General features: G+C 40.0%; 11 protein-coding genes and 3 pseudogenes. 6 read left to right on the plus strand and 8 right to left on the minus strand.

The window, feature by feature from the left end:
* Window positions 1-125: 125 nt before the first annotated feature.
* The 6 genes from odhB to sdhC all read right to left on the minus strand — a co-directional run bounded on the left by odhB (window position 126) and on the right by sdhC (window position 7713).
* A complete protein-coding gene (gene odhB, locus H1X92_RS08640) occupies window positions 126-1355 on the minus strand; it encodes a 2-oxoglutarate dehydrogenase complex dihydrolipoyllysine-residue succinyltransferase (RefSeq protein WP_180559761.1) in 1230 nt (409 codons plus the stop codon).
* The gene (gene sucA, locus H1X92_RS08645; RefSeq protein WP_180559762.1) at window positions 1352-4180 is read right to left on the minus strand and encodes a 2-oxoglutarate dehydrogenase E1 component; all 2829 of its coding nucleotides are present in this window, start codon (window positions 4178-4180) and stop codon (window positions 1352-1354) included. The genes odhB and sucA overlap by 4 nt, the downstream gene beginning before the upstream one ends.
* A gap of 282 nt (window positions 4181-4462) precedes the next feature.
* Window positions 4463-5179: a succinate dehydrogenase iron-sulfur subunit gene (locus H1X92_RS08650; protein ID WP_180559763.1), complete on the minus strand. Its 717-nt coding sequence runs from the start codon at window positions 5177-5179 to the stop codon at window positions 4463-4465.
* Window positions 5180-5215: 36 nt separating this feature from the next.
* Window positions 5216-6982 (minus strand): succinate dehydrogenase flavoprotein subunit, encoded by a 1767-nt coding sequence (gene sdhA / locus H1X92_RS08655; protein ID WP_180559764.1) that lies wholly within the window; start codon window positions 6980-6982, stop codon window positions 5216-5218.
* Window positions 6983-7327 (minus strand): succinate dehydrogenase, hydrophobic membrane anchor protein, encoded by a 345-nt coding sequence (gene sdhD / locus H1X92_RS08660; RefSeq protein WP_180559765.1) that lies wholly within the window; start codon window positions 7325-7327, stop codon window positions 6983-6985.
* Window positions 7321-7713 (minus strand): succinate dehydrogenase cytochrome b556 subunit, encoded by a 393-nt coding sequence (gene sdhC / locus H1X92_RS08665; RefSeq protein WP_180559766.1) that lies wholly within the window; start codon window positions 7711-7713, stop codon window positions 7321-7323. The genes sdhD and sdhC overlap by 7 nt, the downstream gene beginning before the upstream one ends.
* A 606-nt stretch (window positions 7714-8319) precedes the next feature.
* Between sdhC and H1X92_RS08670 the strand changes: the two genes are divergently transcribed.
* The gene (locus tag H1X92_RS08670) at window positions 8320-9615 is read left to right on the plus strand and encodes a citrate synthase (RefSeq protein WP_180559767.1); all 1296 of its coding nucleotides are present in this window, start codon (window positions 8320-8322) and stop codon (window positions 9613-9615) included.
* 140 nt (window positions 9616-9755) lie between these two features.
* Here H1X92_RS08670 and H1X92_RS08675 read toward each other — a convergent pair whose 3' ends face one another.
* Together H1X92_RS08675 and H1X92_RS08680 are read right to left on the minus strand one after the other, a co-directional pair.
* Window positions 9756-10499 carry a type 2 GTP cyclohydrolase I gene (locus tag H1X92_RS08675; protein ID WP_180559768.1) on the minus strand — a complete coding sequence of 248 codons (744 nt, stop codon included), beginning with the start codon at window positions 10497-10499 and terminating at the stop codon, window positions 9756-9758.
* Window positions 10500-10633: 134 nt separating this feature from the next.
* The gene (locus H1X92_RS08680; protein ID WP_026822776.1) at window positions 10634-10837 is read right to left on the minus strand and encodes a YbfA family protein; all 204 of its coding nucleotides are present in this window, start codon (window positions 10835-10837) and stop codon (window positions 10634-10636) included.
* Between the two features lie 360 nt (window positions 10838-11197).
* On the opposite strand from H1X92_RS08680, the gene kdpF reads away from it, so the two are divergent.
* From kdpF to H1X92_RS08705, 5 genes and pseudogenes are all read left to right on the plus strand, one after another.
* A complete protein-coding gene (gene kdpF, locus H1X92_RS16240) occupies window positions 11198-11302 on the plus strand; it encodes a K(+)-transporting ATPase subunit F (protein ID WP_081700644.1) in 105 nt (34 codons plus the stop codon).
* Window positions 11303-13009: pseudogene (gene kdpA, locus H1X92_RS08690) on the plus strand (potassium-transporting ATPase subunit KdpA). It begins immediately after the preceding gene.
* Between the two features lie 10 nt (window positions 13010-13019).
* Window positions 13020-15086 carry a potassium-transporting ATPase subunit KdpB gene (gene kdpB / locus H1X92_RS08695; protein WP_180559769.1) on the plus strand — a complete coding sequence of 689 codons (2067 nt, stop codon included), beginning with the start codon at window positions 13020-13022 and terminating at the stop codon, window positions 15084-15086.
* A 13-nt stretch (window positions 15087-15099) separates the two neighbouring features.
* Window positions 15100-15693 (plus strand): annotated as a pseudogene (gene kdpC / locus H1X92_RS08700) (potassium-transporting ATPase subunit KdpC).
* Between the two features lie 9 nt (window positions 15694-15702).
* A pseudogene (locus H1X92_RS08705) lies at window positions 15703-16131 on the plus strand (two-component system sensor histidine kinase KdbD); the annotation flags it as partial.
* Window positions 16132-16202 lie beyond the last annotated feature (71 nt).

Genomic DNA, 16202 nt, shown 5'->3' on the forward strand with positions numbered 1-16202 from the left:
CCATAATTTAGTCTGACTGAGACATAACAGGTCTCTATATATTTTCATTTAAACATTGGTCAATAAAAAATTAACCAAGCTTTATACTGCAGACTGAGTAAATAACTTCACTCTAATTTGGTTATCTAGACGTCTAACAATAAACGAGCCGGATCTTCCAACATGTCCTTTATGGTCACCAAAAAGCTAACAGACTCACGTCCATCAATTAAACGGTGATCATAGGAAAGGGCTAAATACATCATTGGCAAGATTTCGATTTTACCATCAACCGCCATTGGCCTATCTTTGATAGCATGCATACCTAAAATTGCACTTTGCGGCGGATTAATAATCGGGGTTGACATTAAAGAGCCAAAAACACCACCATTAGTAATGGTAAAATTTCCACCAGTCAATTCTTCAACCGTTAATTTGCCATCACGCCCCTTAACTGCTAACTCTTTAATACGCTTTTCAATTTCTGCCATGCTCAACGCATCTGCATCACGTAATACTGGTGTGACCAAACCTCTCGGCGTGGAAACAGCAATGCTAATATCAAAATAACTATGATAGAGCAAATCCTCACCATCAATAGAGGCATTCACTTCAGGATAACGCTTTAAGGCTTCCACAACCGCTTTTACATAGAAAGACATAAAGCCCAAGCGCACACCATGCCGTTTTTCGAAACTTTCACCATAATGTTTGCGTAAATCAAAAACCGGCTTCATATTGACTTCATTAAAGGTGGTCAACATGGCGGTGTTGTTTTTCGCTTCTAGTAAACGTTCTGCAATACGTTTCCGTAAACGCGTCATTGGTACGCGTTTTTCACTTCGATGAGGAGATATTGATGATGTCGTTGTAGGTGCATCATTCTGTGGCTTAATAGTTGTATTTTCGCTGGCTGTTGATTGGTTTTTAATATATTTTTCAACATCATCGCGCGTTATACGCCCGCCTACACCACTACCTTTGATATTAGCCGGGTTTAAATCATGTTCGGCAATTAAACGACGGACAGCCGGTGTTAGTACATTATGACTCTCTTCCTCAAGACTGGCAGTCTGACGTTTAGCTGGTGCCGATTCAGTTGTCTCTTTTACCTCAGCCGGGATCCCTGTACTATCACTAAGCTTTATGCGTCCCAATAGTTGTTTAGATAAAACAGTCGCTCCCTCTTCTTCCAAAATTGATTCCAGAACACCTGAATCTGCTGCTGGTACTTCGAGTACCACTTTATCCGTTTCAATTTCCACTAATACTTCATCGCGCTCTACCTGATCACCTGGTTTCTTGTGCCAAGTTGCCACTGTAGCATCGGCAACAGATTCAGGAAGATCAGGAACAAGAATTTCTATGCTACTCATTTTCTATCCTTTAATTTATTTACTTTTAGTGCATCATCAACCAATGCTTTTTGCTGTTCTTGATGAACAGACGCGTAGCCTACGGCGGGTGAGGCAGATGCAGGGCGCCCCGCATAGCTTAATAATGAACCTTTTGGAATTGCTTCCCGGATATTATGCTGACTACAGTACCATGCACCCTGATTAAGAGGCTCTTCTTGACACCAGACAAAATCACGAACATGTGCATAAGGCTTTAGCGCTGTTTCTAAATCTTTATGGGGGAATGGATATAATTGTTCAATACGAACAATAGCGAGATTTTTTTGTTTGTTTTCACGACGTTGTTCAAGTAGATCATAATAAACTTTACCTGAACATAAAACGACACGTTTAACTTTTTTCGCATCTATGGGATCAACTTCGCTAATAACTTGCTGGAATTCACCATTTGCTAGCTCTTCCAAACTAGAAACTGCAAGAGGATGGCGCAGTAATGACTTGGGTGACATAACAATCAATGGACGTCGCATATTACGAAGTATCTGGCGACGGAGCATATGATAGACCTGAGCGGGCGTAGATGGAACACAGACTTGCATATTTTGTTCCGCACACAGTTGTAGATAACGCTCTAAACGGGCAGAGGAGTGCTCTGGACCTTGCCCCTCATAGCCATGGGGTAACAACATCACTAATCCACACATGCGTCCCCATTTCTGTTCACCAGAACTAATAAACTGATCGATAACCACTTGCGCTACATTAGCAAAATCACCAAACTGAGCCTCCCAAATAGTCAAAACCCGTGGCTCGGCAGAGGCATAACCATATTCAAAAGCAAGTACCGCTTCTTCAGACAAAACGGAATCCCAAACGTCAAATATACCTTGATTTTCCCGTATATTAGCCAGAGGGACATACACTGAGCCATTAGTTTGATTATGAATAACTGCATGACGATGAAAAAACGTACCTCGACCGGCATCTTCACCGGATAAACGAACTTGTATCCCTTCATCAACTAATGTTGCATAAGCTAAAGTTTCTGCGGCTCCCCAATCAAGTAGTTTTTTACCGCTCGCCATTGCCTGGCGATCACTGTAAATTTTTTCCACTCGAGGCTGCATGACAATCTCTGCCGGAATAGTACTTAAACGTTTAGCTAAATCTTGCAGTCGTTTCTTTTTAACTTTGGCAGGGTAAGCATCACTCCATTCATGATTTAAGTAAGGTGTCCAGACCGAATAGTTAGTGCCTATTGGACGCCATTCATCAACGACACAATCACCGTGATCTAATTTATCACGATAGAGATTAACCATTTCGGTTACTTCATCGCTAGTAACTGTCTTTTCCGCTATCAATTTATCGGCATAAATTTTACGCGGTGTAGCATGTTTTTTAATTTTTTGATACATAATTGGCTGGGTAGCGCTCGGCTCATCCGCTTCATTATGACCATGTCGACGATAACAAACTAAATCAATAACAACATCGCGTTTAAACTTATTGCGAAAATCTAATGCCAATCGAGTAACAAAAGCAACCGCTTCGGGATCATCGGCATTCACATGAAAAATAGGTGCTTGCACCATTTTCATGATATCAGTGCAATATTGTGTTGAACGTGCATCTTTAGGATTGGAGGTGGTAAAACCTATCTGGTTATTAACCACAATTCGCACTGTACCACCAACTTCATAGCCTCGAGCCTGAGACATATTCAGCATTTCCTGCACGACTCCCTGGCCAGTTACCGCCGCATCACCATGAATAGTAATAGGCAGTACCATATTACTACGACCTTCATCTAAGCGATCACGACGCGCACGGACAGAACCGATTACTACCGGACTAACTATTTCTAAATGTGATGGATTAAAGGCTAAAGCTAAATGAACCAAAGCGCCTTCTGTTTTAAAATCAGAAGAAAAGCCCTGATGATATTTAACATCACCAGTTCCTAAATGATCTTTATGCTTGCCGGCAAACTCATCAAACAGATCTTTTGGTTGCTTACCTAAAATGTTAACTAAAACATTTAATCGCCCACGGTGCGCCATGCCCAATACGACTTCACGCGTATCCTGTTGACCTGCATGCCGGATCAAATCCTTTAGCATCGGAATGAGCGAATCGCCCCCTTCGAGGGAAAAGCGTTTTGCGCCAGGAAATTTTGCCCCCAGATAGCGCTCTAATCCCTCAGCCGCAGTTAATTCTGATAAAAAGCGGATTTTTTCTTGTTTGCTAAATTGTTCACTAACCGGCGTGGCCAGTTCTAGGCGCTGTTGGATCCAACGTTTCTCTTCCGTGTTGGTAATATGCATGTATTCTGCACCAATGGAAGCGCAATAAATACGCTTCAGTGCCGTATACAGCTCACTCAATTTCATGGTTTCCTGGCCAATAGCAAAAGAACCAACATTGAAGGTTTTTTCAAAATCAGCTTCAGTTAAATCATGAAATGCAGGATCTAAATCAGGCACAGTTTCTTGTTTCCACAACTCTAATGGATCAAGATTTGCATTTTGATGTCCTCTAAAACGAAATGCGTTTATTAATTGGAGGACTTTAACTTGCTTCGCATCCAAAGACGGATCACTAACCGAAGTTTGATAACGTGTAGAATCTTTCGCCAATGAACGAAAATATTCACGTGTTTGAGTATGGGAGTATTCACCGTTGGAGCTTGCACCTGGTAGTTTATCAAAAATGTCTCGCCAGTCTGCATTAACGGAATTAGGGTCAGTTAAGTAGTCTTCATAAAGCTGTTCGATATAAGACTGATTTGCACCAGCTAGAAAACTTGAATCTAGCCAGTCCTTCATTACGCCGTTGTGCATTGTGATCCCTTAAGCCTATAGGCTTTAGTTTTCGTCGTAGTTAACAGTACCGTTTTTATATAGACGGTTTCAATAAAGATTCTTTGAACGTGTTCTATGCACGATTATTAATAAAGGGGGCTTTTTATTAAATTCCCCTTATCGTAAGAACCTTTAAAAACCGTAACCGGTTTTTAAAGACTCCTGCCATAATTTAACACATAAAAATAACAGTAATTTAAAATAATTGATTTCTATTTTTTATTTCCCGCAATATTTCTATTACGGGAAATTTTACCCAAACTATGCACTACGCTTTAATAACATTGATTTAATGTGACCAATAGCCTTAGTCGGATTTAAACCTTTTGGACAAACACTGACACAATTCATAATGCTATGACAGCGAAATACACTAAACGCATCATTTAAATTATCCAATCTTGTCTCAGTTTCAGTATCCCGACTATCGATTAAGAAACGATAAGCAGCTAATAAACCGGCAGGTCCAATAAATTTATCAGGATTCCACCAAAATGATGGACATGAAGTTGAACAGCAAGCACAAAGAATACACTCATATAAACCATCCAATTTTTCTCGTTGCGCTGGAGTCTGTAAATATTCACGAGCCGGTGAATTCTTGCCATCATTAATAAGGTAAGGACGAATTTTTTCATACTGAGTATAAAATTGGGCCATATCAACAATTAAATCTCGAACAACCGGCAAACCTGGCAAAGGTCGAATCACTATCTTTCTTTTATCACGACACAATGCTGACAATGGTGTAATACAGGCCAAGCCATTTTTACCATTCATATTTAATCCATCAGAGCCACAAACGCCTTCACGACAAGAACGACGAAATGCTAAAGTCGGATCTTTTTCTTTTAGTTGAATTAACGCATCCAGCAACATCATGTCACGCCCTTCAGCTATGTCCAAACTGTAGTCTTGCATACGTGGCATATTATCGACGTCTGGATTGTAACGATAAATGGAAAATTCAATTTTCATAATCTACTTTCTCCGCAACACTATTAACGTCGTGCATTAATAAGTACGTATTTTAGGTGGGAAGGGTTCACGTAACTCAGGTTGCATATTGACTGCTCGGCGAGCCATGGTTCCAGACTGTGGTAAATATAGCGTGTGACATAACCAATTTGTGTCATCACGATCAGGGTGGTCAAAACGACTATGTGCTCCCCGGCTTTCTGTCCGGAAATTGGCGGCTTCTGCCGTTGCAAACGCCGTTTCTACTAAATTATCTAGTTCTAAACATTCAATACGTTGGGTATTAAATTCGCGTGAAGTATCATCCAAACGGGCGTTTTTTAAACGTTGACGAATGACTTTTAATTCTTCTAAACCCTTAGCCATCGCATCGCCTTCACGAAAAACGGAAAAATTATGTTGCATACATGCTTGTAATGCTTTACGTATTTCGACCGGATCTTCACCGCTATGGGTATTATCCCAGCGATTTAAACGCTTTAAAGCCACATCAATATCAGATTCACTGGCATCACGCATTGAGCCTTGTTCCAGTAAAGATTCTTTCAGATGTAAGCCAGCAGAACGGCCGAATACCACTAAATCAAGTAATGAATTACCGCCTAAACGGTTGGCCCCATGAACAGACACACACGCAATTTCACCAACAGCAAATAATCCCGGGATCACAACATCTTCACCTTTTTCATTTATCGTCAACGCCTGACCGGTTACTTTGGTTGGGATCCCACCCATCATATAATGGCAAGTAGGAATAACAGGAATGGGTTCTTTAACGGGATCAACATGAGCAAAAGTCCTAGATAACTCAAGAATACCGGGTAATCGTGACTCCAATACTTCTTTACCTAAATGATCCAGTTTTAATTTAACATGGGGTCCCCAGGGGCCATCACATCCCCTACCTTCACGGATCTCTATCATAATTGAGCGAGCAACCACATCACGGCCCGCTAAATCTTTGGCATTGGGTGCATAACGCTCCATAAAGCACTCGCCATCTTTATTAAGTAAATAGCCACCCTCTCCACGACATCCCTCTGTCACTAATACACCCGCGCCAGCAATTCCTGTTGGATGAAATTGCCACATTTCCATATCCTGCAATGGCACACCTGCCCTGACGGCCATGCCTACCCCATCACCGGTATTAATATGTGCATTAGTCGTTGACTGATAAATCCTGCCCGCTCCACCGGTCGCAAGAATAGTGGCTTTAGCTTTAAAGTAAACTACCTCACCAGATTCCATACATAAAGCGGTACAACCGACTATGTCACCATCCTGATTTTTGACTAAATCCAATGAATACCATTCGGAAAAAATGGTGGTATGGTTTTTTAAATTCTGTTGATATAGGGTATGCAAAAGGGCATGCCCAGTTCTATCTGCCGCCGCAGCGGTGCGAGCCGCTTGCTCACCACCAAAATTTTTTGATTGGCCACCAAATGGACGTTGATAAATACGGCCATCATCTAAACGTGAAAATGGTAACCCCATATGTTCAAGTTCTAGTATGGCCTCAGGTCCGGTTTTGCACATGTATTCAATGGCATTTTGATCACCGATATAATCAGAGCCTTTGACAGTATCATACATATGCCATTGCCAATCATCCTCATGTGTATTACCTAATGCAACAGTGATCCCGCCTTGGGCTGATACGGTGTGTGAACGGGTTGGAAAAACTTTAGAAATTAATGCACATGACAAACCTAACTGGGAAATTTGCAATGCTGCCCGCATCCCAGCGCCACCAGCACCAATAACAACTGCATCAAACTCTCTTATTGGTAATTTCATTTACGCTCCCCACACCACTATTGTTCCATAAATTAAATAAGTCATTAGTATTACAATAAAAAAAAGTTGTAATAATAATCGCAATGCAATTGACTTAATGTAATCGGTTAATACTTGCCATAAACCTATCCAGGCATGTATCAATATGGAAATGAGCGTTAAAATAGTAAAAATTTTAGTTATTGAAAAAGCAAAAAATGTCCGCCAAACAGTATAATTTAACTCAGTCGTTACAATAAAACTAACAATATAAATCGTATAGAGGACAATAATAATGGCAGATGCACGAAGTAACAGCCAATCTTGGGTACCGGTACGGCCTAATGTTGATGCGCTAACTACCATATAAAAACCCCCGCCAAAATCGACAAAATAGCGGTAATAATAAACGCAGCTATAGCGGAAATGCGTCCTACAGACAAACTCTCATCGATAAAACCAAAATCCATTAACATATGGCGAACACCGCCACAAATATGATATATCAATGCTGTCAATACACCCCAAATAATGAATTTGATGAAAAAACTATGCATAATTTCGGTCGCATATTGAAAGCCTTCCAATGAAGAAAGCGATAATCCCAGCAGCCATAATAAAATACCGACCGCAACAAAGGTAATAACGCCAGAGACACGATGTAAAATCGAAGCGATTGCAGTAACAGGAAAATGAATTGTCTGCAATTGAAGATTAATAGGTCTTTGTTTTTTCACAATTTTTGCCCACACAGCTCTTTATTGTTTTCCTACCTCCGGACCTGGAGCAGAAATCAAACAGCGATCGTGATAACAAAGTACAACTCAGCTGATAAATTAATCCATAACATATTGGCAAAAGTTGTTACTTATTAACGCTGGGTACTCCTACCACAAGGTAATCCGGAGACCTCGTTTGCAGTATATGACCTTCACATGCCCATTACAATTACAACACATTATGTTTGGAGAGATTTAGCTTGAACAGTGAGTATGATCACGATTTAAACATCGGTCATTAAATTGATAATGTAATTTGACAAGTGTTAAACATTTATCTTACATATGATTAAGTTAAATTAATTAGTCTTTATTACCGCACAAAAAAAAGAAATTATGTAAAATAAAAATGCTAGATTGTTAGCCATAAAAAACCTAATGTTATTGTTGATATAATTTAAAATATATAAGGAACATAATAGATTATGAAATGTTAATGAAAAATTTCATTTGATAAAAACTTCGTTAAAAAATCATGATTCAAGCTTTTTAATTAATAAAATATCATGCAATTTCTAAGCGTTTTATCATGCTTTCATGGTTGTCGGAAATTGCGTTTAAGCGCTAAGGAGACCCGTAATGGCAGGCAAAGAAAAAAAGACTATAGAACTAGTCGATAAAGATGCAGAAAAAATTGAGCTTGAAGTACTAAAACCGACACTTGGAGTTGATGTAATTGATGTCCGAGGAATAGGCTCTCAAGGTTATTTTACCTACGATCCTGGCTTTACCTCAACCGCATCCTGCGAGTCTAAAATTACCTATATTGATGGAGATAAAGGTATTCTTTTGCACCGCGGATATCCTATTGATCAATTGGCTACCAATTCTACTTATTTAGAGGTTTGTTATATACTACTTTACGGTGAAAAACCTTCACAAAACGACTATGACAAGTTTAAAAAAATTGTCACCGAACATACCATGATCCACGATCAAATTACTCGGCTTTTGCAAGGTTTTCGTCGCGATTCTCATCCAATGGCTATTCTTTGCGGTGTAACAGGCGCACTAGCGGCTTTCTATCACGACTCATTAGATGTTAATAATCCGCGTCATCGTGAAATTGCAGCATTTAGATTACTGTCAAAAATGCCTACCGTTGCTGCAATGTGTTATAAATATTCTATTGGTCAACCCTTTATTTACCCGCAAAATGACCTCTCTTATTCAGCGAATTTCCTTCATATGATGTTTGCTACACCTTGTGAAAAATATCTGGTTAACCCCATCATCGAACGGGCCATGGATCGCATTTTTATTCTCCATGCGGATCATGAACAAAATGCCTCAACTTCAACGGTAAGAACCGCCGGCTCTTCTGGTGCTAATCTATTTGCATGTATTGCTGCTGGAATTGCCTCTCTTTGGGGCCCGGCTCATGGTGGCGCCAATGAAGCCTGTTTACGCATGTTAGAAGAGATTCAAACTGTCGAAAATATTCCTAAATTTATCAAACGGGCAAAAGACAAAGATGATCCTTTCCGTTTGATGGGATTTGGTCATCGGGTTTATAAAAATTATGATCCTCGAGCCACTGTGATGAAGCAGACTTGCGATGAAGTACTTAAAGAACTTGAATTAAATGATAATATATTAGAAGTTGCCAAACAGTTAGAACATATAGCTCTCAATGACCCCTATTACATAGAGAAAAAACTTTATCCCAATGTGGATTTCTATTCTGGCATCATTTTAAAAGCGATAGGGATCCCAACAACCATGTTTACGGTTATTTTTGCTATTGCGCGTACCATTGGTTGGATTGCTCACTGGAATGAAATGCATGATGAAGAATTAAAAATCGCTCGTCCACGCCAATTATATACCGGTTACAAACAAAGAGATTTTCATAGCGATTTAACCAAAAAATAATTAATTTTTATTCTGATAAATAGACTGTGTCTTACTATTTTATTTTTCGTAATCAACAACCATATAGATTACAAGACACAGTTTAATGATAAACTACCTTTTAGCACTTTTAGTTGGCTTGCTGTTTATCTTGACAAAAATCAGGCCGGGTTGGCTATATCGACAAAAGTAACCGCAAACCCATACTCTTTTTGCAACCATTCACCTAACACTTTAACGCCAAATCGCTCCGTTGCATGATGACCTGCGGCATAAAAATGGATCCCCATTTCTCTAGCAATATGGATGGTTTGCTCAGAAACTTCACCGGTCACAAAAGCATCAACGCCAGCCTCAGCTGCCTGTTGAATAAAACTCTGTCCGCCCCCGGTACACCAGGCAATGGTGCGGATGTTTTTTGGGCCATTATCACCACAGTACAATGGTTGGCGTGCTAACCGATTATTTAAACGAGCCATTAAATCATCTGGAGTTATCGGTTGCGCAAACTTACCTATTGGCAATAAAGGTGTAATATAGCTATCGATCTCTACCTCCATAATATTTCCCAACTGCGCGTTATTACCCATAATGGGATGGGCATCAAGGGGCAAATGATAGCCATAAAGGTTAATATCATTACAAAGCAATGTTTTTAATCGCTTACGCTTCATATTAAGAATAACAGCAGCTTCATTTTTCCAAAAATAACCATGATGAACAATAATTGCATCTGCGGCTAATTTTACTGCTTCATCAAGTAGCGCTTGCGATGCTGTCACACCGGTCACTATATTTTTTACCTCTGAGCGCCCTTCCACTTGAAGTCCATTGGGCGCATAATCTGTATATTGTTCAATATTCAAGTGCGTATTGATTAATTGCTCTAATTTAATATTATCCATTACTTACCTATCCTATTTGTAAAACTGATTTATTTTATTAAATATCAAACTTAAAAATATGTTTCACAGCAGCTTAAAACAAAAACGGCCTATCACTACAAGTAATAGGCCGTTTTAATTTTTTAATCAATTAATTACTTCATCGATTGCGTATCTTCAGCGCTGGCTAACCAAACCGGTTTATCACTAGTCTTTAGCCACATACGATGTAGGTAACTATAGAAGCGGCTACGGTCTCGACGGAAAATCATGACAGGAAAAGCCACAATGCCTAATAATACAACACCAACACGACGCAAGAGAACTTGATGCCAGGGATATTGACGATACTCAGACATAAAGATCCTCCTTATAAAGTGATCAATTGATATAAACAATTGAGATATATTGTGTAATGAATGAAAATTTTATCTGATAAAAGTGAGCATGGCTATTCATCAGACCACTTTTTTGCTGTTTTTTTCAGCACTTTCCCTTATATCGTAATTTATTTACTTATCAAACAATAAAATATTAACTTTTATTTCAAATAATTAACCATATATTAACTATGGTTAATTTATTATAACAAAAAAATAGCGATAACAGTAATAACTTACAAACTATTATATTGGCATTTTTATACTATTTTTACACTATGTGGCGACTTTTTATCAGATTCTTTGCATTGAAAAACTTAAGCTCTGTACATCAAAAGCATGAGGAGACAAACTGTGTCCATTTTTACTATCACAGGGATCATTCTAATTGGAATATTATTTCTCTATTTAATTTATGCGCTTATCCATGCGGAGGATTTTTAAATGGTAAGTAGTGCTTTATTATTAATTACCAGTTTTTTAATTTTCCTGCTTGTGATCGCTAAATTTGTAGGAAATTATATCGCTTTATTGATTGAAAGTGATTTGCCGATTTGGGTTCTCAAAATGGAATCCGGCTTATGGAGTTGTTGTCGCTTACGCAAACCTGGCGGTGAAATACACTAAATGAATTGGCGACAATACGTTACCGCGCTGTTGCTGTTCAATGTTATTGGTGGCATATTTCTCTTTCTGCTATTAATCAATCAACAAAATTTACCCCTCAATCCACAAAAATTTGCCAATCTAGATTGGGATCTAGCACTCAATACCGCGATTAGTTTTATCACTAATACTAACTGGCAAGCCTATAGTAGCGAAAATACCTTAAGTTATTTTAGTCAAATGACGGGATTAACGGTACAGAATTTCTTATCTGCCGCGACCGGTATTGCGGTTGCCTTCGCGCTGATCCGCGCCTTTGCACGCCAAGGTGTAAAAACGCTAGGCAATGCCTGGATAGATATTGCTCGTATTACACTCTATCTTTTGCTACCACTGGCATTTATTTTTGCCTTATTTTTTGTTAGCCAAGGTGTGTTACAAAATTTTTCGCCATATCTAGTAGTAGAGACATTACAAAACCAAAACCAAATCATCCCCATGGGGCCTGTTGCTTCGCAAGAAGCAATTAAATTATTAGGCACTAATGGCGGCGGATTTTTTGCCACAAATTCAGCGCATCCTTTCGAAAATCCTACTGCATTAACCAATTTTAGCCAAATGATTGCCATTCTTTTAATTCCTACCGCACTTTGTTTTGCATTCGGTCGCGTGGTCGGTGATAGTCGCCAAGGTATAACATTAATTTGGGCGATGGCAATTATTTTCATTATTGCTATCACTATCGTCGTCTATGCCGAAACGCAAGGTAATCCCCAATTGATGTTTTCAGGCGCCAACAGCAATATTAATATGGAAGGGAAAGAAAGCCGCTTTGGGATTTTAAATTCAGCACTCTATGCTGTTATCACGACAGCAACCTCCTGCGGCGCGGTGAACTCCATGCATGATTCTTTTACTGCATTAGGGGGGATGATACCAATGTGGCTTATGCAACTTGGTGAAGTGGTATTTGGCGGTGTCGGTTCTGGGTTATACGGTATGCTACTATTTGTCATGTTAGCCGTTTTTCTGGCTGGATTAATGATTGGTCGAGCACCTGAATATCTAGGCAAAAAGATCGAAATTCAGGAAATGAAGTTAACCGCTATTGCTATTTTAATTACTCCCACTTTAACCCTACTAGGAACAACACTGGCACTTTTTACCGAAGCAGGACGCAGTGCTATTTTAAATCCTAGCGCTCATGGCTTCAGTGAAGTTCTTTATGCTTTTTCCTCAGCGGCAAATAATAATGGCAGCGCTTTTGCCGGATTAAATAGCAATAATCTGTTCTATAATATTACGCTGAGTATAGTTATGTTTGTCGGTCGTTTTGGCTTAATCACTGCAGTAATGGCTATTGCTGGTATTATGGTAGGCAAAAAACGCCAGCCTGAAAGCTTTGCCACATTACCTACTCATGGCCCACTCTTTATTGGCTTGTTAATACTGACGGTTTTCGTTATTGGTGCACTCACTTTTGTGCCTGCCCTGGCACTTGGGCCAATTGCTGAACATTTACAACTTTGGCATTCCGCCCAATAAGGGACTATAAATGAACAAAAATACCAGTCAATTGTTTGATAAGAAATTAATCCACCAAGCATTATTTGACGCTATAAAAAAATGTGCGCCACAGATTCAATGGCGCAATCCAGTTATGTTTATCGTTTATATCGGCAGTATATTGACGACATTCATTTGGTTTTATCAATTATTCACGCCATCCGTTGACGGTAATGCACTATTTACCGGCATAATTGCGGTTTGGTTATGGTTTACCGTGCTATTTGCTAATTTTGCCGAAGCACTGGCTGAAGGGCGCAGTAAAGCGCAAGCCGCTAGTCTGAAAGGGGTCAAAAAACAAAGTGTTACTACACGTTTAGCCAGTGCCGATTATCAGGCAGCAAAAGAGAAAATCAATTCTGACCAAATCAGAAAAGGCGATATCGTACTGGTTGAAGCGGGTGAAATTATTCCTTGTGATGGTGAAGTACTTGAAGGCGGTGCTTCCGTTGATGAAAGTGCGATTACTGGTGAATCAGCCCCCGTTATTCGGGAGTCTGGTGGTGATTTTTCTTCAGTAACAGGCGGAACGCGCATACTGTCAGATTGGTTAATTATCCAATGTACGGTTAATCCTGGTGAAACTTTTCTTGATCGTATGATCTCTATGGTAGAAGGTGCTCAACGGCGCAAAACACCTAATGAAATCGCGTTAATCATACTATTAACTGCATTAACCATTATTTTTCTATTAACCTGCTCAACACTTTATCCTTTTAGTTTATTTAGTGCTGAGGTGAACGGCAGCGGTAGTCCAATTTCTATTGTGGTACTGATTGCATTATTAGTTTGTTTGATCCCGACTACCATCGGCGGATTACTCTCTTCAATTGGCGTTGCCGGTATGAGTCGGATGTTAGCCGCAAATGTCATTGCCACCAGTGGACGTGCCGTAGAAGCGGCGGGAGATGTCGATGTCTTATTGCTCGATAAAACGGGTACTATTACTCTAGGTAATCGTCAGGCGTCTAAATTTTTACCCCTTAAAGGTGTTACAGAACAACAGCTGGCTGATGCGGCACAACTATCATCGCTGGCTGATGAAACACCAGAAGGACGTAGTATTGTTATCTTAGCTAAGCAATTGTTTAATTTGCGCGAGCGTGATCTACAAGCATTAAATGCCACGTTTGTTCCCTTTTCCGCCATGACTCGGATGAGTGGCGTTAATGTGGGTGATCGTGTGATCAGAAAAGGCTCTGCCGATTCTATTCGTCGTTATTTGGAAACAAGTCATGCTAGATTCCCAGCCGAAACAGAAAAATTAGTCGAAGAAGTTGCCCGGAAAGGAGAAACACCATTAGTTGTTGTTGAGAATCAGCAAATTCTTGGTGTGGTCGCCTTAAAAGATATTATAAAAGGGGGGATCAAAGAGCGCTTTGCCGAAATGCGCCGGATGGGAATTAAAACCGTGATGATCACCGGTGATAACCATTTGACAGCCGCAGCCATTGCCGCTGAAGCCGGCGTTGATGATTTTTTGGCCGAGGCAACACCTGAAGCTAAACTGGCATTGATCCGCCAATATCAGGCCGATGGGAGTTTAGTAGCAATGACAGGTGACGGTACTAATGATGCACCAGCACTGGCGCAAGCCGATGTTGCCGTCGCCATGAATTCTGGCACCCAGGCAGCAAAAGAAGCCGGTAATATGGTCGATCTTGACTCAAATCCAACTAAACTTATTGAGGTTGTCCACGTTGGTAAACAGATGTTGATGACCAGAGGCGCTCTTTCAACTTTTAGCATTGCCAACGATATTGCCAAATATTTTGCTATTATTCCTACCGCTTTTTCGGTTACTTATCCTCAGCTTAATATTTTAAATATTATGCATTTACACTCCCCTTCTTCAGCTATTCTGTCAGCAGTTATTTTTAATGCGCTAATTATTGTTGGCCTTATCCCCTTAGCACTAAAAGGCGTTAGTTACCGTCCCATGAGTGCAATAGCATTATTACGCCGTAATTTATGGATCTATGGATTAAGTGGTTTAGTTATACCATTTATTGGTATCAAATTGATTGATCTACTGCTTAGCCTGTTTATGTCCTAATAAGGTATTGAATATGAATGTCTTACGTTCTTCATTTGTGTTATTTATTTTTCTAACTATCACAACCGGAATTGTTTACCCATTATTTATTACTGGTTTATCAAATGCTTTCTTTAATTATCAAGCTAAAGGCTCCTTGATAGAAAAGAATAATCGGACTGTGGGTTCGGCACTGATTGGCCAATCGATAACTGAGGTTAAATATTTTCATGGCCGCCCGTCAGCAACGGCTGACACACCTTATAATGGATTAGCTTCCAGCGGCAGTAATCTGGCGGTCAATAATCCCGCATTGCAAAAACAGTTTGCTAGCCGTGCTCAACAAATTAAAATTTTCAATAATCAAAACAATGTGGCCGTTCCAGTCGAGCTGATAACAGCTTCAGCCAGTGGATTAGATCCTCATATTTCACCAAGTGCAGCCTATTATCAAGCAGGCAGGGTAGCTAAGGCACGCCGGCTTGCTTTACATAAAATTAGACACCTAATTGCAGCTAACACCTAGCGACCCTTTTTAAGTTTTTTAGGTCAACCTGTTATTAATGTGCTTAAACTTAATATTGCCCTTGACGCGCTTGAACAATCAGAAAATGCAAAAATACAATAAGGTTGATTGATGGAGAGCCAGGAACCTAAACGCCCTACCCCTGAAGATTTATTGAGTATTGCCAATGAAAAAATTCGCGGCAACTTAAAGATCTTCTTCGGCGCCTACGCTGGAGTAGGAAAAACCTATGCAATGCTACAAGAAGCCCAACGGCTTCGTTCACAAGGGCTTGATGTTGTCATCGGTGTGGTAGAGACGCACAATCGCCTAGAAACTGCTGCTCTATTAGAAGGTTTGCCGCAACTGCCCGCAAAACGGATCCGCTACCACGGACGTAAAATTAATACCTTTGATATAGACGGTGTTTTAGCACGTCACCCGGCCATTATTTTAATGGATGAATTAGCTTTCAGTAACCCGCATGGCAGTCGTCATCCTAAACGCTGGCAAGACGTTGAAGAGTTATTAGATGCCGGTATTGATGTCTTAACCACCATCTTAACCTCCAAAGGGTACTCCCACCGACATAAGGTGGGAGGGGAATTTGGTCGGGCTTGAAAAGCCCGAAG

The organism is Arsenophonus endosymbiont of Apis mellifera (assembly GCF_903968575.1).
GTDB lineage: Bacteria > Pseudomonadota > Gammaproteobacteria > Enterobacterales > Enterobacteriaceae > Arsenophonus > Arsenophonus apicola.